Source organism: Trichococcus flocculiformis, assembly GCF_900113645.1.
Lineage (GTDB): Bacteria > Bacillota > Bacilli > Lactobacillales > Aerococcaceae > Trichococcus > Trichococcus flocculiformis.
In genome coordinates, this window is record NZ_FOQC01000006.1 from 57,249 (window position 1) to 83,409 (window position 26,161).

General features: G+C 45.3%; 29 protein-coding genes and 1 pseudogene. 24 read left to right on the forward strand and 6 right to left on the reverse strand.

From position 1 onward, the window contains the following. Positions 1–98 precede the first annotated feature (98 nt). From BMZ71_RS04290 to BMZ71_RS04300, 3 genes and pseudogenes are all read left to right on the forward strand, one after another. Positions 99–782 (forward strand): ABC transporter ATP-binding protein, encoded by a 684-nt coding sequence (locus tag BMZ71_RS04290; RefSeq protein ID WP_177187489.1) that lies wholly within the window; start codon positions 99–101, stop codon positions 780–782. Then, entirely contained in the window at positions 783–1,916 is a 1,134-nt protein-coding gene (locus tag BMZ71_RS04295; protein WP_086988474.1) for a hypothetical protein, read from the forward strand. An 8-nt stretch (positions 1,917–1,924) separates the two neighbouring features. Beyond that, positions 1,925–2,185 (forward strand): annotated as a pseudogene (locus BMZ71_RS04300) (recombinase family protein); the annotation flags it as partial. Positions 2,186–2,378: 193 nt separating this feature from the next. On the opposite strand, the gene BMZ71_RS04305 reads toward BMZ71_RS04300, so the two are convergent. Continuing rightward, positions 2,379–3,173, reverse strand: a complete 795-nt coding sequence (locus BMZ71_RS04305; protein ID WP_245734379.1) for an ABC transporter permease — start codon at positions 3,171–3,173, stop codon at positions 2,379–2,381. After that, the gene (locus BMZ71_RS04310; RefSeq protein ID WP_035067049.1) at positions 3,148–4,137 is read right to left on the reverse strand and encodes an ABC transporter ATP-binding protein; all 990 of its coding nucleotides are present in this window, start codon (positions 4,135–4,137) and stop codon (positions 3,148–3,150) included. The genes BMZ71_RS04305 and BMZ71_RS04310 overlap by 26 nt, the downstream gene beginning before the upstream one ends. A 495-nt stretch (positions 4,138–4,632) precedes the next feature. Here BMZ71_RS04310 and BMZ71_RS04315 point away from each other — a divergent pair, with 495 nt between their 5' ends. After that, positions 4,633–4,854 carry a hypothetical protein gene (locus BMZ71_RS04315; RefSeq protein ID WP_086988473.1) on the forward strand — a complete coding sequence of 74 codons (222 nt, stop codon included), beginning with the start codon at positions 4,633–4,635 and terminating at the stop codon, positions 4,852–4,854. Between the two features lie 233 nt (positions 4,855–5,087). Continuing rightward, positions 5,088–5,942: a DUF368 domain-containing protein gene (locus BMZ71_RS04320; protein ID WP_068562345.1), complete on the forward strand. Its 855-nt coding sequence runs from the start codon at positions 5,088–5,090 to the stop codon at positions 5,940–5,942. A gap of 216 nt (positions 5,943–6,158) precedes the next feature. Here the strand turns inward: BMZ71_RS04320 and BMZ71_RS14810 are convergent, their stop codons facing one another. Continuing rightward, complete coding sequence (locus BMZ71_RS14810; protein WP_086988472.1) at positions 6,159–6,422, reverse strand: hypothetical protein; 264 nt, start codon at positions 6,420–6,422, stop codon at positions 6,159–6,161. 236 nt (positions 6,423–6,658) lie between these two features. Between BMZ71_RS14810 and BMZ71_RS04330 the strand changes: the two genes are divergently transcribed. Together BMZ71_RS04330 and BMZ71_RS04335 are read left to right on the forward strand one after the other, a co-directional pair. Beyond that, a complete protein-coding gene (locus BMZ71_RS04330; RefSeq protein WP_245734380.1) occupies positions 6,659–6,904 on the forward strand; it encodes an AbrB/MazE/SpoVT family DNA-binding domain-containing protein in 246 nt (81 codons plus the stop codon). Then, the gene (locus BMZ71_RS04335) at positions 6,898–7,236 is read left to right on the forward strand and encodes a type II toxin-antitoxin system PemK/MazF family toxin (protein ID WP_086988470.1); all 339 of its coding nucleotides are present in this window, start codon (positions 6,898–6,900) and stop codon (positions 7,234–7,236) included. Before BMZ71_RS04330 ends, BMZ71_RS04335 begins: the two co-directional genes overlap by 7 nt. Before the next feature lie 153 nt (positions 7,237–7,389). On the opposite strand, the gene BMZ71_RS04340 is transcribed toward BMZ71_RS04335, so the two are convergent. Then, on the reverse strand, positions 7,390–8,235 hold the full coding sequence (locus BMZ71_RS04340) for a VOC family protein (protein ID WP_306298096.1): 846 nt from the start codon (positions 8,233–8,235) through the stop codon (positions 7,390–7,392). A gap of 287 nt (positions 8,236–8,522) precedes the next feature. Here BMZ71_RS04340 and dnaX point away from each other — a divergent pair, with 287 nt between their 5' ends. The 16 genes from dnaX to BMZ71_RS04420 all read left to right on the forward strand — a co-directional run bounded on the left by dnaX (position 8,523) and on the right by BMZ71_RS04420 (position 23,042). Then, the gene (dnaX, locus tag BMZ71_RS04345) at positions 8,523–10,472 is read left to right on the forward strand and encodes a DNA polymerase III subunit gamma/tau (protein WP_086988469.1); all 1,950 of its coding nucleotides are present in this window, start codon (positions 8,523–8,525) and stop codon (positions 10,470–10,472) included. 64 nt (positions 10,473–10,536) lie between these two features. Beyond that, positions 10,537–10,851 carry a YbaB/EbfC family nucleoid-associated protein gene (locus BMZ71_RS04350; RefSeq protein ID WP_068562350.1) on the forward strand — a complete coding sequence of 105 codons (315 nt, stop codon included), beginning with the start codon at positions 10,537–10,539 and terminating at the stop codon, positions 10,849–10,851. Between the two features lie 118 nt (positions 10,852–10,969). Next, positions 10,970–11,566, forward strand: coding sequence for a recombination mediator RecR (gene recR, locus BMZ71_RS04355; RefSeq protein ID WP_086988468.1), 597 nt, complete (start codon positions 10,970–10,972; stop codon positions 11,564–11,566). A gap of 35 nt (positions 11,567–11,601) precedes the next feature. Next, positions 11,602–11,913 carry a YaaL family protein gene (locus BMZ71_RS04360; RefSeq protein ID WP_068562352.1) on the forward strand — a complete coding sequence of 104 codons (312 nt, stop codon included), beginning with the start codon at positions 11,602–11,604 and terminating at the stop codon, positions 11,911–11,913. 439 nt (positions 11,914–12,352) lie between these two features. Then, the gene (locus tag BMZ71_RS04365) at positions 12,353–13,834 is read left to right on the forward strand and encodes an MFS transporter (RefSeq protein WP_218142762.1); all 1,482 of its coding nucleotides are present in this window, start codon (positions 12,353–12,355) and stop codon (positions 13,832–13,834) included. Positions 13,835–13,978: 144 nt separating this feature from the next. After that, entirely contained in the window at positions 13,979–14,419 is a 441-nt protein-coding gene (locus BMZ71_RS04370; protein WP_068562354.1) for a MarR family winged helix-turn-helix transcriptional regulator, read from the forward strand. Continuing rightward, positions 14,416–16,236 carry an ABC transporter ATP-binding protein gene (locus BMZ71_RS04375; RefSeq protein ID WP_086988467.1) on the forward strand — a complete coding sequence of 607 codons (1,821 nt, stop codon included), beginning with the start codon at positions 14,416–14,418 and terminating at the stop codon, positions 16,234–16,236. Before BMZ71_RS04370 ends, BMZ71_RS04375 begins: the two co-directional genes overlap by 4 nt. A 393-nt stretch (positions 16,237–16,629) precedes the next feature. Further along, positions 16,630–17,271, forward strand: a complete 642-nt coding sequence (gene tmk / locus BMZ71_RS04380) for a dTMP kinase (RefSeq protein WP_086988466.1) — start codon at positions 16,630–16,632, stop codon at positions 17,269–17,271. 106 nt (positions 17,272–17,377) lie between these two features. Then, positions 17,378–17,707, forward strand: a complete 330-nt coding sequence (locus BMZ71_RS04385; RefSeq protein ID WP_086988465.1) for a cyclic-di-AMP receptor — start codon at positions 17,378–17,380, stop codon at positions 17,705–17,707. A gap of 14 nt (positions 17,708–17,721) precedes the next feature. Continuing rightward, positions 17,722–18,711 (forward strand): DNA polymerase III subunit delta', encoded by a 990-nt coding sequence (holB, locus tag BMZ71_RS04390; RefSeq protein ID WP_177187490.1) that lies wholly within the window; start codon positions 17,722–17,724, stop codon positions 18,709–18,711. A gap of 25 nt (positions 18,712–18,736) precedes the next feature. Next, positions 18,737–19,531 carry a PSP1 domain-containing protein gene (locus BMZ71_RS04395; protein WP_086988463.1) on the forward strand — a complete coding sequence of 265 codons (795 nt, stop codon included), beginning with the start codon at positions 18,737–18,739 and terminating at the stop codon, positions 19,529–19,531. A 59-nt stretch (positions 19,532–19,590) separates the two neighbouring features. Next, the gene (locus tag BMZ71_RS04400; protein WP_068562380.1) at positions 19,591–19,941 is read left to right on the forward strand and encodes a DNA replication initiation control protein YabA; all 351 of its coding nucleotides are present in this window, start codon (positions 19,591–19,593) and stop codon (positions 19,939–19,941) included. Positions 19,942–20,052: 111 nt separating this feature from the next. Continuing rightward, positions 20,053–20,805 carry a tRNA1(Val) (adenine(37)-N6)-methyltransferase gene (locus BMZ71_RS04405; protein ID WP_086988462.1) on the forward strand — a complete coding sequence of 251 codons (753 nt, stop codon included), beginning with the start codon at positions 20,053–20,055 and terminating at the stop codon, positions 20,803–20,805. After that, positions 20,792–21,082: a GIY-YIG nuclease family protein gene (locus BMZ71_RS04410; protein WP_086988461.1), complete on the forward strand. Its 291-nt coding sequence runs from the start codon at positions 20,792–20,794 to the stop codon at positions 21,080–21,082. The genes BMZ71_RS04405 and BMZ71_RS04410 overlap by 14 nt, the downstream gene beginning before the upstream one ends. A gap of 48 nt (positions 21,083–21,130) precedes the next feature. After that, positions 21,131–22,003: a 16S rRNA (cytidine(1402)-2'-O)-methyltransferase gene (rsmI, locus tag BMZ71_RS04415; protein WP_086988460.1), complete on the forward strand. Its 873-nt coding sequence runs from the start codon at positions 21,131–21,133 to the stop codon at positions 22,001–22,003. Between the two features lie 16 nt (positions 22,004–22,019). Beyond that, on the forward strand, positions 22,020–23,042 hold the full coding sequence (locus BMZ71_RS04420) for a YdcF family protein (protein WP_086988459.1): 1,023 nt from the start codon (positions 22,020–22,022) through the stop codon (positions 23,040–23,042). An 82-nt stretch (positions 23,043–23,124) separates the two neighbouring features. Here the strand turns inward: BMZ71_RS04420 and BMZ71_RS04425 are convergent, their stop codons facing one another. Together BMZ71_RS04425 and BMZ71_RS04430 are read right to left on the reverse strand one after the other, a co-directional pair. Continuing rightward, the gene (locus tag BMZ71_RS04425) at positions 23,125–24,015 is read right to left on the reverse strand and encodes a Cof-type HAD-IIB family hydrolase (protein WP_086988458.1); all 891 of its coding nucleotides are present in this window, start codon (positions 24,013–24,015) and stop codon (positions 23,125–23,127) included. After that, on the reverse strand, positions 24,015–24,890 hold the full coding sequence (locus tag BMZ71_RS04430) for a MurR/RpiR family transcriptional regulator (RefSeq protein WP_086988457.1): 876 nt from the start codon (positions 24,888–24,890) through the stop codon (positions 24,015–24,017). The genes BMZ71_RS04425 and BMZ71_RS04430 overlap by 1 nt, the downstream gene beginning before the upstream one ends. A 253-nt stretch (positions 24,891–25,143) precedes the next feature. Between BMZ71_RS04430 and BMZ71_RS04435 the strand changes: the two genes are divergently transcribed. Continuing rightward, the gene (locus tag BMZ71_RS04435) at positions 25,144–26,148 is read left to right on the forward strand and encodes a D-isomer specific 2-hydroxyacid dehydrogenase family protein (protein ID WP_068562365.1); all 1,005 of its coding nucleotides are present in this window, start codon (positions 25,144–25,146) and stop codon (positions 26,146–26,148) included. Positions 26,149–26,161 lie beyond the last annotated feature (13 nt).

A 26,161-nucleotide genomic window follows, 5' to 3' on the forward strand; every position in this document is an offset into this window, starting at 1 on the left:
TTTAACATTTAAAATGTCAGAATCCAAATATAAACATAATGAATATTAATTCAATTTAGAAATAGGCATTAAACAAAAGAAAGGGTGTTGAAATAAAAGTGATCGAAATAAACAATTTAACTATAAAAATTACAGAAACAAGCATCCTGAAAGACGTAAGTTTATCCATTTCAGAAAACAAAATTGTGGGGCTCATCGCACCAAATGGTACTGGTAAAACTACATTCTTAAAATCCATTGCTGGATTGGTATCAAAGAAAGGAAAGGTTTTGCTAAATAGCTGTGATTTGATTGAAAACAGAAGTATGTACCTCAAGCAAATTTTTTTTGTAGAGAGTAACGAAAACATATATTCTAATTTGACTGCTATGGATCATCTAGAGTACATAAAATCCACATGGGAGTCTGCGGTTAACATTACAGAAGTATTAGCTTCTCTAGGGATGGAAAAATATAAAGCCATACCGATAAAGAAATTATCACTAGGCATGAAGCAACATGTGTTAATAGCCATGTATGTTGTCAGTGATGCACCTGTATTGTTATTAGATGAGCCCATGAATGGTCTTGATCCTGCTAGCTTGACTATCGTAAACAATTTATTAGTTGAATTAAAAGAACGAGGAAAGATCATTATATTTTCATCGCATAACTTGTCTAACATCAATGAAATTTGCGATGAATTTTTGTTTATGCATAATGAGAAGTTAGTTCTTGTTAAGGCCAATACGCACAACATACAAGAAATATACGATGAATTTTATATAAAAGGGGCACAGTAAATGACACAACTGTTATTTGAATGGAAGAAAATTTTAACTGACAAGACAAATTATTTCGGTATGGTCGTATTGTTTCTATTATTCATTGTACCCGTCATTTTTTTCAGTTCAGATATAGCACAAATAGAAAATATCCAGTTACGAAATTATCAAGCCAATCTAGAAATTTCTAAACAAGCAGAAAAGAATATGGAGGATGTACCGGAAGCTATTGGACAATTAGAAAAAGTTAAAGAAAGCAATGAATTGATGGAGAATCTAGTTAATACGTATCTTTCAGATAAAGAATCTGAAAAATTAGTTGCAGAGTATCAGTATGAAAAAATTCAGCTAAGAGACTTACAGGATGGATCTCTGGTTGGAATACCAATAGTGGAGCAGCAAAAAAAAGTTTCATCCCTAGAATATTTGATTCAAAATGATATTTCTAAAGTTTATGATAACCATAATTCAATTCCAGCACTTAACTATTTGGCACAGATTTTTAAAGGGAAAATACCAGCTGCACTTATTCTGATGATCTGTTCGTTGTTGTTAGCCAATATTTATTCATTTGAAAAAAGGAATAATACTATTTCATTTTTTAATATACTGCCTAATGATTTGAATCATACAGCAGTAAACAAGATAGTCACAACTACTTTGTTTGCCCTCATTACATTTGTCGTTCCTGTAATGCTGACTTTTCTATTTCTGTTAGTTCGAAATGGATTAGGTAATCTGAATTATCCGATTGTTTACTCTCCCGATGGATTCGAAGTTTCGATAATGACAGTTCTTACATTTATAATGAAATCAGTCGTTCTTAATATTCTTTTTATTATTTTCTTATCTATCATGAGCTTCTTCATCTCTCTTTTTACGGGCAGTGTTATTGTGAATGCTGGAATTTTGGTAGCGATGCTATTATTGTCGGAATCGCCCATTTTAAAAGTCGAACCCCTCAATAATTTTGCGCAATTCTTGCCATTTTCTTATGTAAATGCAGATGAAGTGCTTCTTTCTGGTAGCTTTTGGGAGCCGATATCGAATATTTCTATTACATTTTCCAACGGTCTTACCGTGCTTTCGGTTTATAGTATTATCCTTTGTGTAGCTTCATTCAGCATTATCTTCAGTAAAAAGAAAATATGAGATAGTTTTCAGGAAGATTGATTTTCAGCGCTTTTGCGGATTTTGAACGCGATTTGATTGTGGAACGTACGCAGGAAGGGAAAGAGCTGGCTAAACAGAAACCTGATTTCAGGGAAGGGCGACCAAAGAAATTTAATCAGCAACAAATCAATCTGGCCATGAATCTATTGAAGAATCATTCCTATAAAGAGGTAGAGAAAATGACCGGTATCAGCAAGAGCACCCTGACTCGTAACAAAAGAATAATGCAATTAAGTGCTGAGGGTTAGAGATAGTCTGAAAATCGTATTATGATAGTGAGCAAGAGAAAGGGTACTGCCCGAAGTTACCTCCACAGGATGGAAGCTGCACCAAGGTACTCCAAAAAAAGGTTCCAACCACCACAATTGGTGATTGGAACCTTTTTTCACTCATTTCAGCTAGGAATGCCCCAGCCTAATCAAGAAAATTGTAACAAAACAATTAACGAATCGCCATTTTAGTGAAACGTCTCATACCCAACCAGCCCATTGCGAGTGTGAATAGAATAATTCCCGTCAAACTAAACCATAGCGGCATAGCAGTAGTGGTTTCCATCATAGTGAATCTCAAGGCTTCATTGATATATACGAGAGGATTAAATAAAACGAGCCCCTTGATTATGGGAAGAGGAGTTAAGGATTGCCAACTGAAGAAAACTGCTCCTGTAAAGATGATTGGCATAAGAAACCCAGGGAACATAGCGGCAATCTGCATGGGCTTCACAATCGTACCAACCAGTAGACCCAAAGAAGCAGATGCAACGGAACTCAAGGCCAAGATAAGGATCAGCAGTAAAATATCTAAACTGGACATGGAGAAATTGAGATAGCTACCCATAAACATCAGTGAGATGGGCAGAACGAGCAATCCACCAATCCAGGACTCAATGATTCCGACAACCATTTTCGACCAAGCCGTCACTCTGATATCGACTGGCGCCTGCAGCCGATCTTCAATTTCCCGAGAATTGTTAAAGTCCATGGACAACGGGATTGCTGTACCGTGGATTCCCGTGACTAGAAGGCTCATGCCAACCATCCCAGGAAACATATTGTTTGGGAAATCTTCCGTTAAAACACCGATGCGCGGCAAAATAAATCCATAGGTGAGAATGAGGATAAAGGGCAACATGGCTACCCGAAAAATGAACTCCGCCCAGTTCCGCCATTGGAACAGTATATCCCGTTTCACCATCGTCCAAAATACGGAATTAGTTGATATTTGCATTTGTCCCATTGTTTTTCTCCCCTTCCTTATTATCCGTCAAACTGATGTAAATATCCTCTAAGCTCGTAGAACTTAACTGAATATTTTCTAAAGTAACATTGTGCTTATCGACCAAATTGATGATTTTGTTCAATGCTTGTTTGTGGTCTTCAGGATAGATTGTTAAAGATTTCTGGTCATTTTTAACAACTTGTCTAATGGCAGAATCATTTTGAAGAAATTGCTCGAACCCAGAAGGAATTTGATCAAGGGTCAAGTATATAATATTAGCGGTTGGGACCAATTCCCTTAGTTCTTCAATCGTTCCTATTGCCTTAATTTTACCAGCATTGTAAATGGCAACTCGATCAGAAAAGCGTTGGGGCTCTTCCATATAGTGAGTTGTCAAAAAAACTGTTGTATGATTCTTCTTATTAAGAGTCAATACGTGCTTCCAAAGAATTTCTCGATAGGCGGGATCCAATCCTGTCGTTGGTTCATCTAGAAAGAGAAGTTTAGGCCGATGCATAATCGCTCGGGCAATTTTGAGACGCTGTGCCATCCCACCCGAAAAACTTTTTACATAATCATCTTTCCAGTCGGATAGTCCAAAGTCTTCCAAAAGAGAATGGGCGCGCTCTTCTGCTTCCGCTGTTCCCATCCCGAAGTATTTCCCATGAAACACCAGGTTTTCGAGAGCCGTCAGCCCCCGATCCAAATTATTATGTTGGGCCACAATCCCAATTTTCTGCCTCGCAAGAGCGGGATTTTCCCGGATATCCTGTCCTTCTATTTTTATCATTCCACCTGATGGGGAAAGTTGGGTGGTGATCATATTGATAGTTGTACTTTTCCCAGCCCCATTTGGACCCAAAAAGCTGAAAATTTCACCAGCTCTGAGATCAAAAGAGATGCCATCCACCGCCGTGTGCGCGGATCCATCTGCTTTCGTAAAAATTTTTTTAAGACTTTGAACCTCCAATATTGGTACCATCCTCTTCACTCCTTTTTTTCGTTTACATTTGTAATCAATGTAATTAGTTTACATCTGTAAACGTATATTGTCAATAATTTATAATCGTGTCTTGGGATTTAAGCAGCATTTAAACAGCATACTAAAATAGAATTTATCTCACTTTGGTAATCAGAAAATCTAATCAAGCGGTTAAAAGAAAGGTACGGAAATACAGTAGTACGCCAACTATACGGTGAATATAGTCCATTAGTGCGAGAAATAGCGCCACTAAATGCGGAAAGAGAAAGCAACCGATACGATTGCGGTGGCTACGTTCTTATTTTTCTAACATGTTATTAATGAAGTATAACCATAAGCTCGCATTCAAACATCCATATAAATGATTTGTAATTTTTTAAGTGTGTCACAACTTTATTATGCATAATTAATTGAACATCGATTTTGCAATGGGTTTATGGACACTGATTTCAGCCCTTTTAGAGAAAAAGCGTACCAAAAAAGGAGTGTCCAGAAATGAACCATTTTCTGGACACTGCTCTTCGTTTTCCAACACCTACGAAAGTAGCAATTTATCCATTCGCTCCCTATTGGTATTCCATCGTCCGGAAAAAACCATTCGCAAGGAAGGGAACGGGCTGGTTCTGCCATTGGTTTTCCTTTAATACCCAACCATCTTTACCTTATCCCATCCACAATAAAAGTGGTGCTTTTGTTGTGGATGAAAAGCTTGTATAATGAAATAGCTATCCAGATTCCAGCAAAAGTTCCCAAATCTTTAAGAAAAGCCTATTATTTTTAAAATAATTGGACTTATGTTGATTCTCCCTGTACGCTTATAGGATGAAAAGATCAGCAGATGTGGGAACGGGAGATGGGGCAGCGTGCCTCTGGAATTTTTAAAGAGACGCACCTGGTTGATGAAATAGGATAATTATAGAAACTTTTAAAAATAAAGGGGAATTTGGTTCATGAAAACGCATAAAGAACAAAGTAGGATTCAAGTGATTGACTGGTTGCTTAGGATGATGAAAGGGATGATGATCGGGTCGGGGGCTATCCTTCCGGGAGTCAGCGGTGGCGCACTTGCGGCTGTTTTTGGCTTATACGAACCATTGATTGTCTTTCTCTCGGATATCACGAATGATTTTGTCAAACGGGTTATGTACTTCTTGCCGGTTGGGGTAGGGGGAATCTTGGGCGTCTTCGTACTGGCCTATCCCTTGGACTACGGGCTGCAGTATTATCCCGTCCATGTATTGTGGGCTTTCATAGGAGCCATCATCGGAACGCTTCCTTCGCTTTACCGGGAAGCGGGCAAGCATGGACGCACGCGTGGGCATATCATACTAGCGTTAACGGTTGCCATTGTCATGTTTTTCATTCTGTTCTGGTCCAATGAGAATCTCAATCTGCATGTGGGTCAAAATTTCTTCACCTGGTTACTAGCGGGTGCCATTTTTGCTTCTGGTTTCATTGTCCCTGGCTTGAGCCCCTCAAACTTTTTAATTTATCTGAATTTGTACCAGCCTCTGACTGAAGGCATTCGTCTGCTTGATTTTTCGATCTTGATTCCCGTGGCTATCGGGGCTGTTCTCTGCATTTTTCTTTTTGCCAAAGCGGTACGGTACTTACTGAACATTGCGTATGCGACAGTCTTCCATTTTGTGTTCGGCGTGGTGATTGCCTCCACCACCATCATTGCTCCCTCATTGGAACTATACAGCGGCTTCACCTTCCTTAATTATGCTGTCGTTCTCTTGCTCTTCTTTGCCGGCTTAGCACTTGGCTTGTGGATGGGGAAATTGGAAGACACTTATAAGTAATCCTTTGAGAGATTACCGGCTCTTCATATGAAAGCTATCTTGCTGAATAAATCCGAACGGAGCTGGGACAAAAGTCTTCGTATCTGAAATCTAAAAAAATTAAGACGCAAATCCTGTAGGGCAGGATTTGCGTCTTAGTTTTTTTAGATGATCGCGTTCATAGCTTAGGAGTATCAGTGGAATATCTGCTGATTGGAGTGGCTGTTTTCCCCAGTATCACAGACTGATACCTTTCCAGAAGATATCCCAGACTATTGCTTGTAATTCTTCATACCTTTGGCTATCTTCATAGACTAATTGAACGTCCAGGCCATCCAACAATGTGACAAAAGCTAGCGCACACTCTTTCGCTCTGATACGAAATGGTTGTTTTGCAAAGCGAGATCCTAACGTTGCAGTCAATATCTCTATATAATTATATATTTTTTGCATAACATCTTCATGCATCTCATCCGGTACAAGAAAAGAAATAGTCAGCATCAGTTTTGTGTTCGGATTCGTCAGAAAGCGTTCCTTATGTTCCGTTAAGAACTGATAAAGCTGCTGCTCAATCGATTCCTCTCCATGTTGCTGAAATTACTGCTGAATAAATTGTAGCTCGTCGTCTACCGCTTCTGTATAAACTTCTTCCATTGCTCGTAATTAAAAAAGGCAAGTAGATGTGTATACAAAGTAGATACTTTGGTGGTAAGATGAACTCAAAGAAAGGGGGATTTATGATGCTGCAATTACCTGTCAAACAATGGGGGAACAGTCACGCAATACGCTTGCCAAAAAGTGTATTGGAAGCACTGGAAGTAGAGAAAGATGATGAACTGAATGTAGAAATTGTCAATCATTCGATTGTGTTGACCAAAGCCGAAAAGGACCTGACTTTTCAAGAACTGTTCAAAGGGTACGACGGAGAAAAATTCACTTCAGAATTACAAAACCTTTCGCCAGTGGGGAATGAGAAATGGTAAAACAAGGAGATATTGTTAAAATTAATTTAGACCCAAAACAAGGGCACGAGCAGCAAGGATACAGACCGTATATCTGTTTGAGCTATCATGGGGTCAGTGACTATGCTAATGTGGCTGTATTCGCTCCCATTTCAAATACAGAACGCAATTATCCTTTGTATGTGCCATTAAGAGGCATAGAGTCTTCAGGAAAAGTTTTGCTGGATCAACTAGTAACAATCGATTACAACGCGAGGAAGTATAGCTATGTTGAAACCGTACCAGAAAAACTAATCGATGAATTGCTGATGAAAGTAAAAGTAATCTTTCAAAAAAACGAAAAAATTGTTTGATGAATCTCAATGCGTACCTCTCACACTTCCCGTAACCTAGGGTATACTCGAAAAACTTTTTGATTTGGTATTTTTTTCGACTATATCCAAAAAAAGCGCAACCGGCAGGAATATCCGCCGGTCGCGCTTTTTTGGATGATAAATAAATGACTATTATTGATGAATGACCGCATGGATCTCGATGCCGCTGTTGTCTTTGAAAATAAGGGTGTTGTCCGCTTCTTCAAACGAAACTTCTGCCTGAACCAGTCTGCTTTTCAGCGCTTCATAGGCAGTGTTGTCGGCAACTACCCAAGTGAAGTAGGCCAAACCGGGTTGGCTCTTTTCAGCGGCGGGTAACTGTTTTCCAGCCCACATATTCGAACCGATGTGATGGTGATAGTTTCCGGCGGCGAAGAATTTTGCTTGCCCGAAGAAGTCTGACTTCAATGAAATACCGAGTACGTTTTGGTAAAATTGTTGCGTTTCGACCAGATCGTGAACGGTCAAATGGACGTGTCCCATTATGGAGCCGGAAGGGATGCCATCATAAATTTTGACCATCGCGCCGATTACGCCATCAGCGTCCATCGCTTCGGTAACGCCTTCGATTTTGCCATCCGGACGGATATCCCAATCCGACATCTCTTTGTCGCGGTAGATTTCGATGCCATTGCCTTCTGGATCGTTTAAGTAAATCGCTTCGCTGTAGCCGTGGTCACTCGCTCCATCAATGGCATATTTTTTCGTCAACAAATGATAAAGGATGGATCCCAAATCTGCGCGAGTCGGTAAAAGAATCGCCAAGTGGAAAAGTCCGGTTGTCCGTTTGCGGTTGGAGGGGGCAGCGAGTTGGATCAGCTCCACTAAAGGCGTGTTGTCCGCAGCAACCCCCAACACAACCGAATTTTCCTTTTCTTCCATTAAATCCAAGCCAATTGCTTCCTGATAAAATTGCGTCATTTTCTTAAGATCATTGACTTTCAAGGCAACCTTGCCCAAATCCCAAAATGCTGTCATGTTCATTTTCCCCTTTATTATCGTTTTTATTTGAATTTTATTTTTTCCGGAATAATATCACAAATTTAATTAATACGAATTCGAAATACTTGATGGATTTACTATAATGCCTAACTTACTTTTTGTCAACCGTTATTATTTAATTCTTTTATTTGAGCTGAATCGCCTTCTAAAGAAAGCAAAATACAAGCTTATATTCCACCCGAAAGCCATAGAGCCGCGCCTTCCTATTTTCCTGCTTTTCCCTTATAATAGATGGACGAAGCAAAAGTGAAAGAGGGAAAAGGATGAGCTATCAAGCACTATATCGGGTTTGGCGCCCGCAGCGGTTCGGAGACATCGCAGGTCAGGAAGCGGTCACGCAGACGTTGAAGAATGCCTTAATACAGGGGAAAACGAGCCATGCTTACCTTTTTACCGGGCCGCGGGGAACGGGTAAGACGAGTGCAGCCAAGATTTTTGCGAAAGCCATCAACTGCCATCATCGCGTCGACGGGGAACCGTGCAACGAATGCGAAACGTGCCGTGCCATCACCGAGGGACGCTTGAACGATGTCATCGAAATTGATGCCGCCAGCAACAACGGTGTGGAGGAAATACGGGATATCCGCGACAAAGCGCGTTATGCCCCGACCCAAGCCGACTATAAAGTCTACATTATCGATGAGGTGCACATGCTCTCGACCGGTGCCTTCAACGCGCTTCTGAAGACGCTGGAGGAGCCGCCGGAAAATGTCATCTTCATTTTGGCGACGACGGAGCCGCACAAGATTCCGTTGACGATCATTTCCAGAACGCAACGGTTTGACTTCAAACGCATTTCCTATCAGGATATCATTAATCGGATGGCGTACATCCTGCAGGAGGAGAAAATCTGCTACGATGAGCAGGCGCTGCATATCATCGCGCGCTCCGCGAACGGCGGGATGCGGGATGCACTCAGCTTGCTCGATCAGATCATTTCTTACGGATCGGATGCGGTCACTTTCGAAAATGCGGTGAAAGTTTCCGGCAGTCTGACGGAAGAAATGATGATCTCCTTCTCAAGCGCGTTGCTGCATGAAGAGACGGAATCGGCACTGCAACTGCTGCAGGAAATCCTGAGTGCAGGCAAAGAGGCTGGCCGTTTCCTTGAGGAGATGATCCTGTTTGCGCGGGATGTGCTGGTCTACCAACAAACAAACGGCAAGGCCTTTGCCGACAATACGCAACAATACAGTGAAGCTTTCCAGACTTTTTCGCAAGAGGCGCCGGCAACGTTCCTCTACGAGATGATTGAGGCCTTCAACGAGACCCAAGGCGAGATGCGCTTCTCGACGCAACCGGATATCTATCTAGAAGTGTTGGCGGTGAAGCTGTCTCAATCCAAGGCGCATGCTCATGCAACGGCCGCAGTTCCGAGCGCACAAGCCGCGCCGAACGGAGAAGTTCAGCGGCTGGCGCACGAGTTGGAGCTCGTCAAAAAGGAACTCGCGAAGCTGCAGGAACTGATCGCCTCCGGGAATCTGACTGTTTCGCAGGAGGGTGCCAAAGCGGCGCCTGCCAAGAAAGAAACGGCCCGCCAGTCGAACACGTCTGCCGGATTCAAGCCCAACATGGGGCGGACGTACCAGATTTTGGGTGAGGCGACAAAGCAAGATCTTGCCCGCGTCCGTGATTTCTGGACGGATATCCTGGATGTTCTCTCGGTTACCCAGCGTGCTGTCCTGAAGCAAGCCAATCCGGTGGCAGCGAGTCCGACCAGTTTCATCCTGTCGTTCCAGTATGATATCCTTTGCCAAAAAGCGACGGAAGATGCGGAACTGCAGGCGGCTGTGGATGCAGCAACGCAGCGGATGCTGCAGCGTCCCGGCGAATTGGTGTGTTTGACGGAAGAGCAATGGACATCGGTGCGACGCAACTACATCCAGAACCGGAACGGCAGCCCTGCTGCCGAATCCAATGGCGAACTGAAACAAGCCGCTCCGAAGCAGGCTCCGGTACCATCGGCTGCTCCGAAACAGCCTGTTTCGGCAACTGGCGATAAAGATAAACCTGTCGATCTGGATTTGCCGCCGGAACCACCGATGCCGGAAATGGAAGATGGCTATCGTGGTGACTATCACCCCGGAAATTTCGCCGATGATTTTTCGGTCGAGACCGATCCAATCGTGATAGAGGAACAAAAGGAACAGGAAGTCGTCGATCAGGCGTTGAGCTTTTTCGGAGACGAAGTCGTAACAGTCGTCGAGGACTGAAGGCGTTCGAGATAAATACAAGCTATAAAAAAATAAAATACACACACAGAGAGGGAGTCATACAATGCGAGGCGGAATGGGAAATATGCAAGGCATGATGAAACAAATGCAAAAAATGCAAAAAGAATTGGAGCAGACGCAAGCACAACTGAACGTAACGGAGTTTGTCGGCGCGGCATCCAATGATCTGGTTAAAATCACGATGACAGGGGACAAAAAAGTCACTGATGTTGTCATCGCACCCGAAGTGGTCGACCCGGAAGATGTGGAAATGCTGCAGGATCTGATCCTGATGGCGACGAATGACGCATTAAGCAAGATTGATGAAGCAACGAAAGCGAAATTGGGCAAATTTGCCAATGCGATCCCAGGCTTCTAAGCCAGGCCGCAAGTAATAACCAAAATGAATGAGGGGAGCGAGGGTGAGACAAGTCGGGCAGTGTTGACTTTAGTCCCAGCCTCGTTTCTTTTGAGAGAAGAGAAGGGGATTTTTCGAGATGCAATATCCAGAACCCATAGCTAAATTAATCGAAAGTTTCATGAAATTGCCGGGCATCGGACAAAAAACGGCCGCCCGATTGGCTTTTTTCTGTCTGGACATGGATGAGGAGGCTGTGCTCGCGTTCGCGGACGCGCTGATTCGTTCAAAAAGGGATTTACACCAATGTGCCATCTGCGGTAATATTACCGAAACAGATCCGTGCAATATCTGTTCGGACACGACGCGAGACGCGTCCATCATCCTGGTGGTCGAAAATCCCCGCGATGTCATGTCTATGGAGAAAATCCGTGAGTACCACGGTCGATACCATGTGTTGAACGGGGTGCTTTCGCCGATGGAGGGGACTGGACCTGAAGATCTGAACATCGCCAGCCTGATAAAACGGCTACAGGACGAAACAGTCAAGGAAATCATCATCGCGACAAATGCGACAGCCGAAGGGGAAGCGACGGCGATGTACCTTTCGCGCTTGATCAAACCGGCGGGCATCAAAGTGACGCGTCTTGCCTACGGACTGGCTGTCGGCAGCGATATCGAATATGCGGATGAGATGACGCTCTTTCGTGCCATCGATGGACGCCGAGAACTGTAACAAAGGCAGCAAAAACGGGGGGAACAAGGAAAAAGATGGCATTCCATTTAAACAGCGCAAGCAAGAAGCAGGGACACTTAAAGCAGCAATACGACGAAAAGTTGATTGATTTGATCCGCGACATCCATCAACATTACACGACCTTGGCCCAACTGCAACAGAATGCCTATGATTTGCCTGAAGAGTTGCGTATTTTTGAAAAGATTGCGGAAGCGAAATATCTGTTCCTGCTGCGGGAAGCCAAAGAACGCCAGCTCCAGGCAGACATTTCAGCACCGAAAAAAGCCAAGCAATTCCGGTGGCGCAAACGCACGAACCGCGCGGAAGATATTTTCCATTCGGAATAATGAAGAAACAGGCCACTATGCGGTCTGTTTTTTTTGTTCCATAGATAAATCGGTACAAGAGTAATTGCCAACCTCCATTAATGAAATATCCGCCACTGCATTTTCAGTCAAGAGAATTACGACCAAAAGACTTAAGGTCAATGGTATGTTACGAAGATTTGAACATTTAAAAAACATACAACAATAATGTAAGCGTTACATTGATTTGGTAACGCTTTTAATATAAAGTTATGTATATCAAATGTTAGTTTTGCAATATGATACTTTGTATCGAAATAGGCAATTATACTTTGTTTCATAAAAACAGGATACTTTCGTTTTGGAGGAAGGGTGTGAGCAGGCAATTAAGATGACCGTTGGGCTAATTAGGTTTCGTTATGTAACCGCTATTATTTGGGGAGTTTAGAGTTAGAAGAAATACAAAATTGGAGGTATTCATTTGGAAACTACAGTAAAAGAAGTTAAAGCAAGACAAGAGTCCCGTTACAGACGTGCAAAAACATGGCAGATTGGTGCATTTGCACTGAACAACACTGCAACAAACATATTTTTATATTTGATGATGTTCGTATCCTATTACGCTACAGGAGTCGTTGGTTTGGGGACAGTCATTGTATCCACTCTGATTACGATGAGCCGTATGTGGGACGGAATCACTGATCCAATCATCGGGTTGTGGATCGATAAGACAGACGGAAAAATGGGTAAATTCAGGCCTTTCATGATTATGGGGTGGGTGGTAATGACGATCATTACCTTATTGATGTTCTTCACGACGCACTTGGTTCCTGAAAATATGCGCCTAATTTACTTCATTATCCTCTATCTGGTCTATATCGTTGGCTATACGTTCCAAACGGCCTGCACAAAAGCTGGCCAAACGGTTTTGACAAATGATCCGCAACAGCGTCCTTTGTTTTCGACATTTGACATGTCCTATACGTCATTATTGTTTGCGGGTGCTGCAATGTATGTGTCGAATTACATGGTACCCAAACATGGCGGCTTCACAGAATCTTTCTTCCATGAATTTGTCATCACTGTAGTCATCGCTTCCGGTGTTATGACGGCAATTGCTGTAGCAGGTCTATGGGAACATGACAGAACTGAAAATTTTGGTACAGGTGGTGTACAAGAACCTATCAAGTTGAAAGATATGTTCAACATCATCAAAGGCAACCGCCCGTTACAGATGCTTATCGTAGCTGCATCAACTGATAAGTTGGCTTCAACTGTTTCTACAAATTCCATCGTAATGGTCATGCTGTTCGGTATTCTTATCGGTGATTACGGTGTCTTTGGTTCCATTTCAGCTATCACGATGATTCCCGTGTTGATCCTGATCCAAATCGGAACGCGCTATGCCCGTAAATTTGGTTCGAAAAAAGCACTCGTTGTATCTACTTGGATGTGTATCGCTCTCTATGCCGCAATGTTCCTGTTGCTTTGGCTGGGTGATCCGTCGCAAATCCGCATGACGGATATGAACGCTATGTCTATCGCATTCGTTACTTTGTACATTTTGGCGACAGGCGTGCGGAATGTGTCAGGAGGAATCGTTATTCCGATGATTCCTGATATTACAGACTATGAAGTATACAAGAATGATCGTTACGCTCCCGGTGTGATGGGGACAATCTTCTCCTTCGTTGATAAAATGATTTCTTCTCTTGGACAAACAGTCATCGGCATACTATTGGCATACATCGGCTTCAAAGAAGTATTCCCTTCTGTGGATACGCCACCGAGCGAAGAGATCTTCTGGGTAACGATGTTCTTGTTTGTCGGTATGATGATCTTGGGTTGGGTAGCCTCTCTGATTGCGATGAAATTCTATGAATTGGATGACAAACGCATGGCGGAAATCCAAATGGAGTTGGCTGACCGCAGAGACGCAAAAAAAGCAGCCATTGAACAGTAATTGAATAGAATGCATACATGAAAGAGAATGTGGTTGCGGACAAAAATGTCCCGGCCGCATTCTTTTCTTTTGCATTTTAGTTAGGTACCTAATATAATGAAGGGAGATAGATAGGTACCTAACTATCTGGAGGAGGAACTTATTATGGAAGAACAAAATAAAGATGTCATCGGCAGTGCGATGAAGCTGATGCGTACGCTGCGGCGTAAAGAGAATCCCGCTAAGCACGAATCGCGCGGAGCGGGAAAGCTTTTGCGGATATTGCAGGAAAATAATGGAATGAGTTCGCGGGAATTGGCGGACCGGATGGGGATCCGTCCGGCTTCCTTGACGGAAATGCTGAACCGACTGGAGGCGGACGGGATTTTGACGCGGCAGCCGGACCCGGCCGATCAGCGCAGGAACCGGATTTTCATCCAAGAAAAGGGGGATGCTTTATTGAAGAAAATGAAGGCAGTACGCCAGATGGAACGGGAGCGCATCAATCATAGCTTGACGCTTGAGGAGCAAGAGCAATTCGTTGCGCTCTGCGAAAAACTGACAAAATCCTTGGAGGATTTCAGACACCAAGCAGGTGAGCAATGATGGGCGGGAACGGGTTCAAAGGCGGCCGTGGAGGCTTTCTGACGGAGGAGGAGAAACAGAACAGCCCCAAAATCACGTTGCGGCTACTGAAGCGTATGTTCAGCTACCTCGTCCCTTATTGGAAACAACTTATCGTATCAGTGTTGGCGATCATCATCTCGTCGGTATTCGGCGTGTTTCCGACGATCCTGACGGGCCGCATCATCGATGAAGGGCTATTGGAGCAGAATCTGCCCGTGCTGATCCGCCTGGTCGGCCTTTCGTTCGGAGTGTTGATCCTCGCCAATCTGATCAGCGTACTGGAGAGCTATACCAATGTCTGGATGGCGGAAAATATCACCTTTGACATGCGCAACAAGATGTACAGCCATCTGCAGCGGATGTCGCACCGGTTCTTCACGACCAGCAAGCAGGGCGACATCATCACCCGCATGACCAGCGATATCGGCGGTGTGCAGAGCGTGCTGACGGGCACGTGGACGAGCATCCTGCAGAATTTCGCGACGTTGACGGTTGCGCTCGTCACGATGTATACGAAAAGTCCGTTGCTGGCGACAATCGGCATTGTGGTGGTGCCATTGTTCATTCTGCCGACGAAGCGCGTGGGCAAAAGGCGTTGGGAAATAACGCTTGAGTCACGGAAGCACAATGACGACATCAACCAGATCCTGAACGAGACGCTCAGTGTCAGCGGGCAATTGCTTTCGAAATTGTTCGTCACGGAAAACTACGAGTTCGACCGCTATCAGGAAGCCAACAAACAGATGATTCGCTTGAACATCAAGGAAAGTATGGCGGGCAAATGGTTCCGGGTCGTGATCAACGTCTTCACGAACATCGGTCCGATGTTGATCTATCTGGTCGGCGGAATTCTCATTATTGAATACGGCAACACGGATCTGACAATCGGGGATATTACCGTCATGGTGGCGCTCCTGGGCAGGATGTACGGACCAGTCAATTCCTTGCTGAACATCCAGGTTGATATGATCCGCTCGATGGCACTTTTTGATCGCATATTCGAGTATTTCGATCTGCCTGTGGAAATCGACAATGATCCGCAGGCGCTCCGGCCTGAGTCGTTTGCTGGCGAGTTGGCTTTTGAAGAGGTTTCCTTCCACTATGATCCGGACCAGCCGATATTGAACAACGTCAGTTTCGAGCTGAAGCCGGGATCATCCGTCGCCATCGTCGGGCCTTCGGGAGCGGGCAAGTCCACCATCATCAACCTGATTCCGCGCCTCTATGATGTGACAGGCGGAAGAATCCGATTGGACGGCGTCGATATTCGCAAACTCGATCTGGCCTTTCTACGCCAGCACATCGGCGTGGTGACGCAGGACACGTATTTGTTCAACGGTACGATAAGAGAAAATCTGCTCTACGCCAAGCCCGATGCTACGCAGGCCGAAATCGAGCAAGCGTGCAGTGAAGCCAATATTCACGCGTTCATCAGTGGGCTGCCGAAAGGTTACGACACCGTAGTGGGTAACCGCGGCATGAAGCTTTCCGGCGGCGAAAAGCAGCGGCTTTCGATTGCGCGGATCATTCTTCGGAAACCGGGGCTGATCATCTTCGACGAAGCGACTTCCTCATTGGACTCCATCTCTGAGCACGCCATCCAGGAAGCGATCGAGCCGATCCTAGCCAAGAGCACGAGCCTGATTATTGCGCATCGTCTTTCGACGATCCTGTCGGCTGATGAAATCTTGGTGCTGGAGAAAGGCAAAATCGTTGAACGAGGCGACCACGAGACGCTCGTCAAAAAGGGCGGCATCTACACGATGCTGTACAATACGCAAATGAAGCAAACATAGGATTATCAAGAGGGGCGCCCATGTGGAATGGGGTTGTCCCTTTTTTTGTGGGGATTGGCGGATGTTCGCCGAAAACATGAATAAATCGAAAGAATTCATCTTTTGAGCTCGAAATGTGGTCGAAAACATGAATAAATATCGGGTATTCATGTTTAGAGGCCGGAATGTAGTCGGAAACATGAATAAGCAACGGGTATTCATCTTTTCAGCTTGTCGGCACACGTAATCCAGGCGCACCCGGAGCCGGAAACAGTTTCATGGCTCTATTTTCAGAAAAAGGCAATCAAGACAATTAATTGTTGCAAAATTGACAAAGCTATATCGGTTTCATCTGTATAAAAAAACTTTCATTTAGCGTATAATGGAAGTATTAGAATCGTAGGAGTGTGCAAAGTGAGAGGGATTTTCATCACAATCGAAGGGCTGGATGGCTCAGGCAAGACAACCGCGTTGCAGCAAGTAGTGCCGCGTCTGCAACAAGAGATGAACCGCAAAGTGGTAGCGACGAGAGAACCGGGTGGAAGTCCGATCGCGGAAAAGATCCGCTCGTTGATACTGGATCCTTCACATACGGACATGGATTCTAGGACAGAAGCTTTATTGTATGCGGCAAGCCGCCGCCAGCATCTGATCGAAAAGGTGTTGCCCGTTTTGGAAAGTGGAGACGTCATTTTTTGTGATCGTTTTGTCGATAGTTCCATCGCTTATCAAGGCTACGCAAGAGGCATCGGTGAAGAGGGTATCCGCGAAATCAACCAATTCGCAACAGAAGGCATCGAGCCGGATGTGACGTTGTACATCGATGTTCCGGCAGAAGTAGGCATTCAAAGGATCCATGCAAATCTGGATGAACGGGAATATAACCGTTTGGACCAGGAAAAGCTCGCTTTCCATGAAAAAGTCCGCGCTGGTTATCTGCAATTGGCGAAGGCTAATCCGGAACGGATAGTAGTCGTCGATGGGACGATGAGCCGTGAAGAGGTAGCGGAAGCTTGCTATCACATCATCAAAAACAGATATCCAAGCTATTTTTAGAGTAAAATCATTTGCCGAAACAAAAGCTCAACGGACCGTTCCGCTTTTCTCAGCATATAGGAATTTATAAAATTTTTTCATATATTATAGAAAGAGGGGATTTGTTATGAAATTAATTATGGCTATCATTCAAGATAAAGACAGCGCTATCCTGTCCGACGAGTTGGTGGAAGCGAATGTCCGCGCTACTAAATTGCCTTCTACGGGCGGTTTTCTGCGCGCCGGCAACACCACCTTCATGATCGGTGTAGAGGACGAACGGGTCGATGAAGTATTGCGGATCATCAAAACCAACTGCGAAGCGCGCGAGCAATTTGTAGCGACCCCAGTCAGCATGGATGTGCCGTTGGACAACGCAATCGCCTACCCGATGGAAGTGCACGTAGGCGGAGCGACTGTGTTTGTTTTGCCGATAGATAGTTTTTACAGATTCTGATGACGAAGGAAAGGATGGATGGTGTGACACAGCTTTTGATGAGGCAACAACCGGAACTGCTCGAAAGGTTCCAACGGACGATTCAGGAAAAGCGGCTGGTTCACGCCTACTTGTTTGAAGGAGCGCGCGGAACCGGCAAAGAAGAATTGGCGCGTTGGATAGCCCAAACGCTCTTTTGCGACGAGTTGCAGGATGGTCAGCCATGCGGGCACTGCAATCATTGCCTACGGATTGCGGCAGGTGAATTTCCCGATGTGGCGGAAATCAGTCCGGATGGCAACACCATCAAAGTCAATCAAGTCCGTGAATTGAAGGCAGAGCTTTCCAAAAGCGGGATGGAAGGCAGCCGCAAGGTCTATCTGATTTATGATGCCGAAAAAATGACGGTCAGTGCTTCGAACAGCCTGCTTACGTTCCTAGAGGAGCCGCAGAACGACACGTACCTGATTCTGATGACTACTGCAAAAGAGAACATCCTGCCGACCATCCGATCGCGCTGCCAAATCGTCCATTTTCGGGTCGTCAACAAGCAAGCGTTAGGGGAAACTTTGGAGGCGCAAGGCATACAGCCTGAAAATGCGGCGTTGTTGGCGGCCATCACCAATAACCAGGAAGCAGCTCTGTTGCTGAATCAGGAAGAGAGTTTCCATGAATCCAAGAAGCGGACATGGGCTTGGTTCCAACTGATGACTTCTAAAAATCCCCAAGCATTTGTGTTTGTGCAGACCGACTTGATGGATGGTCTGAAGGATAAAAATGATGGCCACTTCTTTTTGGACTTGCTATTATTCTATTACCGTGATTTACTTTATACCAAGTACAGCAATAAGCAAGCTATCGTCAACAAAAATCACGGAACAGAGTACGAGCGTATTGCAGAAAAACTGCATCCTCAGGAAATCACCCGGCATATGGAAAATATCCTCAATGGAAAGAAACATTTGGAAGCAAATGTTCAGCTCCAAGGGGTACTGGAAGAAATCGCGCTCGGGAATAGCCTATAGATAAAGCTTCTGGAGGAGAAAGAAAATGAAAAACGTCATTGGTGTTCGTTTTATGCCTGTCGGGCCCATCTCTTATTATGAAGCAGGCCAGACAAAGTACAAAATGGACGAAAAATTAATCATAAATAATGGGAATGCTGTCGATATAGGTCAAGTCGTCATTGTTGATAAACAATGCAAAAATGATGAGAGTGGCATCCATGCACATAAACATATCATCCGCGTCGCGACCGAAAAAGATCTTGAGCAGGATGAAAAAAATCGCGCAGAAGCGAAGGAAGCTTTTGCCGTATGCAAGACCAAAATGAAGCAGCTGAAATTGGAGATGAAGCTGATCAAAGCGGAATACACTTTTGATCGCAGTCGTTTGACTTTCCATTTCAGTTCGGAAGGCCGGATCGATTTCCGGGAATTAGTCCGCGAGTTGGCGGCTGTTTTCCGCACGCGGATCGAATTGCATCAGATCGGTGTCCGCGATGAGGCCAAAATTCTAGGCGGAATCGGACCTTGCGGCAGAACGCTCTGCTGTTCGACGTTCTTGGGGGACTTTGTGCCGGTTTCGATCAAGATGGCGAAGGATCAGGGGTTGTCCTTGAATCCTGCCAAAATATCCGGTTTGTGCGGGCGTTTGATGTGCTGCCTGAATTATGAGAACGACACGTATGTTTCGCTCAGAAAGGCGATGCCTGATTATGGGCAGGAAGTAATGACGCCTGAAGGTAAGGGGAAAGTTGTGGAACTGAATGTGCTCAGCCAAGTCGTCAAAGTGCGGCTGTTTGAGCATAATAAAACGGTTGAGTTTGCCGGTTCAGAATTGTAAGGTTTAAGGATCTGCACGATAGGATTGAAAAATAAGTATGGAAAATGCGAGTGGATAAAATGGATAAACGTGCCTTGTATGACCAATTTCATCGGGTGGAAAGCCGTATTTCATCGATGGGAGCAGATGTTAAAGAGATTCAAGAGAAGATGGATGACCTGATAGAAGAGAACGCAAATCTTCAAATCGAGAACCAGCATCTGCGCGATCGGATCGATTTCCTTACGAAGGAAAAAGAAGATGCGCAGAAGCAAGAGCCAGAAATGTCGAAGTCCCGTCTGAATTTACAGAAGCTTTACGAGGACGGTTTTCATGTCTGCAATGTTTATTATGGTTCCCGTCGTCTGAATGATGAGCCCTGTGTTTTCTGTATCGATGTCATCTACGGCGAAAGAGATCGGAAAAACTGAGAAGTGTCCCGCGTTGGGGGTACTGTCAATAAATGATGGATGAACAAATAGACAGAGGCGGGGACAGAAGTCCTGGCCTCTGTTTTGAGGATAAGGTAAAGGGGTAGAGGAATGGAAAATGTATTAAAGGAAGGCGAACGACTTGATGTGCTGAAGAGGGAAAATATCCAGATCATTCAAAGTTCAGCCGTGTTCTCTTTTTCGCTGGATGCGGTGCTGTTGGCTGATTTCGCGGAATTGCCGCGCGTGAAGCCGGCAAAGATAGTCGATCTTTGTGCCGGGAACGGGGCAGTCTCGTTTCTGTTGACAGGAAAGACCAAGAATCCGATCATCGGGGTGGAACTGCAGGACCGGTTAGTGGATATGGCCCGCAGGACAGTCCAGTTGAATCAGCTGGAGGAGAAGGTTTCCTTTCTGCACGCGGATGTGAGCGACGTGACCCGCTTCATCAAACCGGATTCCGTCGATGTCATCACCTGCAATCCGCCCTATTTCAAGCTGAGCGAATCCAGTTTCACGAATGAATTGGATGCTTTTGCGATCGCGCGGCACGAAATCCATTTGACGCTGGACCAATTGATGAAACAGACGAGCCATCTGCTGAAAATGAAAGGCAAGGCTTATTTCGTCCATCGCCCGGATCGTCTGATGGAGATCCTGGAAACGATGCGCAACAACCGGATTGCGCCCAAGAAACTGCAGTTCATTTACCCGAAACAGAACAAGGAAGCGAACATGATCCTGATCGAAGGCATCAAGGACGGTAAAGAAGACGGTTTCCGTGTGCTACCGCCGCTCGTTGTGTACAATGAAGAAGGGGAATACAGCCAGAAGGTAAAGGACGTCCTCTATGGCGAGCAGTGAGCACTACTTTTATGTGCTGCTTTGCGCAGATGACTCTTTTTATGCCGGCTACACGACGGACACGCTTCGGCGCGAACGGGAGCACAACAAAGGCATCGGCAGTAAATATACCAAGACCCGCCGCCCTGTCCAAATGATCTACAAAGAAGTCTTCGGTTCCAGAACGGAAGCGACCAAAGCGGAGGCGGCATTCAAGAAACTGAGCCGCAAGCAGAAAGAGAATTTTTTGAAGGGGCGCGCTATCGGTGTATGCAGCTCTGAATCGAACGGGGTTTAGCGGGTCGCCAGAGTCAACAAAATGAAACGAAATCAGAGGAGAAAAAAGATGCAACTGCAAAAAAGCTATGAACAGCATGCGTGCGGAACGCTTTATTTAGTACCGACACCAATCGGTAATCTGGAGGATATGACCTTCCGTGCCATAAAGATACTGCGCGAAGTGGATCTGATTGCGGCGGAGGACACGCGCAATACGCGGAAACTGCTGACGCATTTCGAAGTGGATACACCCCAGATCAGCTTCCATGAACACAATACCCAGGAGCGCATTCCGCAATTGGTGGATAAGCTGCTTGGTGGACAATCGATCGCTCAAGTGAGCGATGCGGGAATGCCTTCGATCAGCGATCCGGGTCATGATTTGGTGCGCGCCTGCATCAACGCAAACGTGCCGGTTGTACCGTTGCCTGGAGCCAATGCCGGTGTGACCGCATTGATCGCTTCTGGATTGGCACCACAGCCCTTCTACTTTTTCGGCTTTTTGGAGCGCAAGAAGAAGGAGCAAGTGGCGCAGTTGGAGTCGTTGAAAAACAGGGAAGAGACGATGATTTTCTATGAGTCGCCTTATCGGTTGAAAGAATTGCTCAAAAATATCGCAACCGTCATGGGTGCGGAGCGCCAAGTCGTCATTTGCCGCGAATTGACGAAACGCTTTGAGGAGTTCATCCGGGGTTCGGCTGAAGAAGTGGCTGCTTGGGCCGAAGAAACAGAAATCAGAGGGGAAATCTGCCTGATGATAGCTGGCAATGATAATCCGGAAATGCCGGTTGAACAGACATTCGATGACCTCAGCATTGCTGAATTGGTGGAAAAGCTGATGACAGAGCAGGGACTTTCTTCTAAAGATGCGATCAAAGAGACCGCAAAAATCAGGGATCTGAAGAAACAGGAAGTATATCAAGCTTTCCACGGCTTCTAAACAGGAGGGATGACCGTTGCTGTTCTATTTATTGAGTATATGCTCGTTCGGCGGGATCCTGATGCTCCGGTTGATGGGGAAAAGTCGACAATTCCAAAGCTACTTGCTGGTTGCGGCGGTGCTGTCCCTCTTTGCAGGAATGCTGCAAGGCAACGAATCGCCCCAAATAGTATGGATCCGTTACGCGGTGATGCTATTTCGCGTTTTGTTCGGCTTGATTTCACCGTTTGCTTTCCTGTTTTTTGGCCTGGCGCTTGTCTTCAATGGCGTGTTGCTGATCAATAAAGAAGGCTGGGCTAAGCGTTATGCGCTTCTGCTTGCGGTGGGAATCTTCATTTTGTTGATGGATCTGCTGTTCCTGCTGAACTATTTTGTGTTCCATCATTATCTGATTTGGCGCTTCATGCGCTTGATGAGCTACTTCATTATCTATTTCGGGGTAGTGCTGATCTTATTTTTTGTCGCGACAACCTTTTACGGACTCATTCCGGTTTCCCTTGATAAAGATTTCATCATTGTTTTGGGCGCAGGATTGCTGCCGGATGGAAGAATCAGTCCTTTGTTGGAGAAACGCTTGGACAGAGCAATCCGGTTTTTTAGGCATCAGACAGAGCATACGCAGAAGCGGCCCTGCCGGATGATTGTGAGCGGGGGGCAAGGTGTGGATGAACCCTTTTCCGAAGCGTATGCCATGAAACGCTATCTGATTGCGAAAGGTATCCCGGAAGAACTAATCATTGAGGAAGACAAGTCCGTTAATACGTATCAGAATTTGCTGTACTCGAAGGGCATCATGGATACGTACAAAGAAAAGTACAAGTGCCTCTTCATCACGAATAATTTTCATACTGTCCGCAGCAGTCTTTACGCTCACCGAGTGGGATTGGATACGGACGGTTTGGGTGCCTGGACGCCGTTTTATTTTCTGCCTTATGCGTTTTTGCGTGAATTCATCGCTGTTGTATTCATGCAGATAAAAGGACACACGCTGTTGCTGGCACTCGTGCTGGTGTTTGGATTGTGGCGGATCTATTTGTGAAATCATAAGTGCCGATTTGGGTGCAAAAAGCCGTATACCATGCGATATTTCGCAAGTATACGGCTTTTTTATGTTCGCTCGTTTAAAGCAATCCTTCGGAAATCAATTGCTTCAAGCCATGATAGACGCCTTCGTCATCATTGGAAGGCGTTGCATAGTTTGCCACGCTCTTGGCTTTGGGCAACGCGTTGTCCATTGCGAAGGAGTAGGGTCTGCCGGAAAGCATGGAGATGTCATTTTCGCTGTCGCCAAAAACAGCCACTTCTTCATTGGAAAGGCCGAGTTTTTCCAATAAGGTATCCAAGGCTTTGCCTTTATTGATGCCTTTTTTGGTGATCTCAAGTTTCCTCTCATCAGAAAAGACCAGCTCGTAATCGTCATGCAGGCCTAAGTGAGGCAAGGATTGCGTCACAGCCTCCATAAAATGGGGGTCCTGGCTGATCGAAATTTTGTTGCAGGAAGTTGGCGCTTCCTTCAGATCAAGGATCAGTTTTTGTTCCGGATAGCCGTCGCGCATATCGCACAACCAACCGTACATGCCGCTGGCCCAAGGGTAATCATCGGGTAATCTCATTTCCCCGCGGATCCTCTTTTTCAGGTCATACAGTGAATCCGGCAAGTAGGTGTACAGGCCGGCATCTTGGGAGAATTGGATCTCAACATTGAATGTACGGAAGACAGATGTGACTTTTCGGATGTCCTCGAAATCCATTATCCCTAATCTTTCCCGGACTTTAGAGGTGCAATCATAAATGGAGCTGCCGTTTACGTCGATCAAGTAACCTTGATGGGAATCCATCTTCAGTTTCAGGGCATCCGGCATCAAACGCAAGTAACTTCTCCCGCTTGCCAATACCAGCGTGATGCCTTTTTGCTGGAGTGTCAGAAGGAGTTCTTGAGTTTTGGGGCTGATGTCATGGGCAGCAGTCAATAAGGTGCCGTCCATATCGCAAACGATTGCTTTGATGGGCATTATCTATCCACTTCCTTTTTTGTTGTCGAAAGAACCTGGCGTATCGTATCAATGGAGCGGAGATTTGTGTGCTCGTCATGATAGATATAGGACAGGTAAATGATATCAACAATCGTGAGGTAAAGCAACCGAGCTGAAAGAGCTTCGGACTGAAAAATGGATTCTTCCGTTTCCACTACGATGCTGACATCACTCAATTGATTCAAAATGCCTGGCGGATTCCCGGTCAGACAAATTATTTTCGCGTTGTTTTGGGCAGCCACTTCGGCCAGCCTGATTGTTTCGGCTGTCTTGCCCGAGTGTGAAAAAAGGAAGACGCAATCATTCTCCGTCAATTTGGAAGTGTGCATCAGTTGCATGTGATAATCTGAAACATAATTTACAGGGATAGCCGTCCGCAAGAATTTGTGATAGGCATCCAAAGCAGTGACGGCAGAGGCGCCCAGGCCAAAAAAGTGGAGTGCTTTTGAATGGATGATGATATCAAGCGCTTGTTGCAGAGTTTCGCCAGACAGTGTGCTCATAAGACTTTGCAGCATGATCTGAGAGGAATGAATCACTTTTTTAGAAATATCCGTTGGCGTATCCGAAGGCTTGATATCCGTAAAAACTGCCAATTGACGGGTGCGCTCTTCAGCCGTACGGTAGTTTGAAGCAACACTGATTTTGAAATCCTGAAATCCTTTGAAGCCGATTTTTTTTACGAATTTAAAAATTGTCGCTTCGGAAAATTTTGTTTCCTCGGAAAGGTTGGCTAATGTTTTGTTCACTATGTTCATGCCCAAACTCACAAAATAGTCGGCAATTTTTGTTTCGGTCGCTGAAAAACCCGGATAATGCGGCTTTAAGAGTTTTTGGATATAATTTTCTGCCATGATGAGCACCTCCTTTTTCTATAGAATAGCATAAATACAAAAATAAATAAATAAATATTATTTTTTAAGCCTTTACAAAGTAAAAAATATTTACTATAATCAGAGTGTAAAGAAAGAAAACGATTACAGTCGAGGGCTTGAACTGAGCATCGGTATTTGAGGTTGGTAAGACGAGTCTTAATATTGTGTGGGTACTTCGATCCGGAATGGATTTGTTGGACATAAAGTCTTGCGAGTGGAGGAGCAAAAAAGGATGACTGAAAAAAACAAAATCGCAATCGTAAATTCAAGCAGCTTCGGGAAAATGTTTGACGCGCATCTGGCAAGGGTGGGAAAATTGGGACCGGTCGATCGTTTCGATTTCGACGGCGAGATACCGGGAAAGGAACTGGCGGAGGCTCTGCAAGGATACAACATCATCATCGCGAGTGTGACGCCATTCTTCACAAGGGAATTTTTCGAACATAAAGATGAGCTGAAGCTGATCGCGCGTCACGGAATCGGGTTCAACAATGTCGATCTGGAAGCTGCCAAAGAGCATGGAACCGTAGTGACGATCGTTCCGGCATTGATAGAGCGCGATGCTGTAGCCGAAAACAATGTCACCAACTTGCTGGCACTGATGCGGCGAACGATCGAGTCGGCAGCGGAAGTCAAGAAAGACCGCTGGGAAAACCGGGCTAAGTTCATCGGAAACGGTCTTTGCGGCAAAACGGTCGGCGTAATCGGTGTCGGTAATATCGGTAGCCGAGTAGTTGAAATTCTACATTATGGATTCAGATGTGAAGTGCTGGGAGTCGATCCGAACAAGACCGCGTTGGAAATCGACATTTTCGGCGGTAAGAAAGTCGAGTTGGATGAACTGCTGGAGCGGGCCGAGGTCATTTGCCTCTGTGCAAGCCTGAATGACACGAATTACCACCTTATTTCAAAAGAAACCATCGCGAAAATGAAGGACGGTATCTACATCTCCAACTCAGCTCGCGGGGCGCTTGTTGAAGAATCGGACATCATCGAAGCGATCGAGAGCGGAAAACTGCGCGGATACGCGACCGATGTTCTGGAGGTGGAGCCGGGCCGTAGTGACCATCCGTTCCTGGATTTTGCGAACATCATTGTGACACCGCATACATCTGCTTATACGATGGAATGCTTGGAGGGGATGGGCGACAAATGTGTTTCCGATTGTGAAGCCATCGTGGAAGGGAGGATGCCGCAACGAGCAGTGCAACCGATCAGTCCTTACATCACAAAATGAGAGGGTGGAACGA

What these genes read in the sequence shown, in the direction of transcription:
- recR (WP_086988468.1), top strand. Translation starts at nt 10,970, where the DNA reads ATGCAATATCCAGAACCCATAGCTAAATTAATCGAAAGTTTCATGAAA.
- BMZ71_RS04425 (WP_086988458.1), bottom strand. Translation starts at nt 24,015, where the DNA reads ATGCCCATCAAAGCAATCGTTTGCGATATGGACGGCACCTTATTGACT.
- dnaX (WP_086988469.1), top strand. Translation starts at nt 8,523, where the DNA reads ATGAGCTATCAAGCACTATATCGGGTTTGGCGCCCGCAGCGGTTCGGA.
- BMZ71_RS04360 (WP_068562352.1), top strand. Translation starts at nt 11,602, where the DNA reads ATGGCATTCCATTTAAACAGCGCAAGCAAGAAGCAGGGACACTTAAAG.
- BMZ71_RS04375 (WP_086988467.1), top strand. Translation starts at nt 14,416, where the DNA reads ATGATGGGCGGGAACGGGTTCAAAGGCGGCCGTGGAGGCTTTCTGACG.
- BMZ71_RS04430 (WP_086988457.1), bottom strand. Translation starts at nt 24,890, where the DNA reads ATGGCAGAAAATTATATCCAAAAACTCTTAAAGCCGCATTATCCGGGT.
- rsmI (WP_086988460.1), top strand. Translation starts at nt 21,131, where the DNA reads ATGCAACTGCAAAAAAGCTATGAACAGCATGCGTGCGGAACGCTTTAT.
- BMZ71_RS04370 (WP_068562354.1), top strand. Translation starts at nt 13,979, where the DNA reads ATGGAAGAACAAAATAAAGATGTCATCGGCAGTGCGATGAAGCTGATG.
- BMZ71_RS04395 (WP_086988463.1), top strand. Translation starts at nt 18,737, where the DNA reads ATGAAAAACGTCATTGGTGTTCGTTTTATGCCTGTCGGGCCCATCTCT.
- BMZ71_RS04295 (WP_086988474.1), top strand. Translation starts at nt 783, where the DNA reads ATGACACAACTGTTATTTGAATGGAAGAAAATTTTAACTGACAAGACA.
- BMZ71_RS04405 (WP_086988462.1), top strand. Translation starts at nt 20,053, where the DNA reads ATGGAAAATGTATTAAAGGAAGGCGAACGACTTGATGTGCTGAAGAGG.
- holB (WP_177187490.1), top strand. Translation starts at nt 17,722, where the DNA reads ATGGATGGTGTGACACAGCTTTTGATGAGGCAACAACCGGAACTGCTC.
- BMZ71_RS04305 (WP_245734379.1), bottom strand. Translation starts at nt 3,173, where the DNA reads ATGGGACAAATGCAAATATCAACTAATTCCGTATTTTGGACGATGGTG.
- BMZ71_RS04330 (WP_245734380.1), top strand. Translation starts at nt 6,659, where the DNA reads ATGATGCTGCAATTACCTGTCAAACAATGGGGGAACAGTCACGCAATA.
- BMZ71_RS04350 (WP_068562350.1), top strand. Translation starts at nt 10,537, where the DNA reads ATGCGAGGCGGAATGGGAAATATGCAAGGCATGATGAAACAAATGCAA.
- BMZ71_RS04400 (WP_068562380.1), top strand. Translation starts at nt 19,591, where the DNA reads ATGGATAAACGTGCCTTGTATGACCAATTTCATCGGGTGGAAAGCCGT.
- BMZ71_RS04340 (WP_306298096.1), bottom strand. Translation starts at nt 8,235, where the DNA reads ATGACAGCATTTTGGGATTTGGGCAAGGTTGCCTTGAAAGTCAATGAT.
- BMZ71_RS04315 (WP_086988473.1), top strand. Translation starts at nt 4,633, where the DNA reads ATGAACCATTTTCTGGACACTGCTCTTCGTTTTCCAACACCTACGAAA.
- BMZ71_RS04335 (WP_086988470.1), top strand. Translation starts at nt 6,898, where the DNA reads ATGGTAAAACAAGGAGATATTGTTAAAATTAATTTAGACCCAAAACAA.
- BMZ71_RS04435 (WP_068562365.1), top strand. Translation starts at nt 25,144, where the DNA reads ATGACTGAAAAAAACAAAATCGCAATCGTAAATTCAAGCAGCTTCGGG.
- BMZ71_RS04385 (WP_086988465.1), top strand. Translation starts at nt 17,378, where the DNA reads ATGAAATTAATTATGGCTATCATTCAAGATAAAGACAGCGCTATCCTG.
- BMZ71_RS04310 (WP_035067049.1), bottom strand. Translation starts at nt 4,137, where the DNA reads ATGGTACCAATATTGGAGGTTCAAAGTCTTAAAAAAATTTTTACGAAA.
- BMZ71_RS14810 (WP_086988472.1), bottom strand. Translation starts at nt 6,422, where the DNA reads ATGCTGACTATTTCTTTTCTTGTACCGGATGAGATGCATGAAGATGTT.
- BMZ71_RS04320 (WP_068562345.1), top strand. Translation starts at nt 5,088, where the DNA reads ATGAAAACGCATAAAGAACAAAGTAGGATTCAAGTGATTGACTGGTTG.
- BMZ71_RS04410 (WP_086988461.1), top strand. Translation starts at nt 20,792, where the DNA reads ATGGCGAGCAGTGAGCACTACTTTTATGTGCTGCTTTGCGCAGATGAC.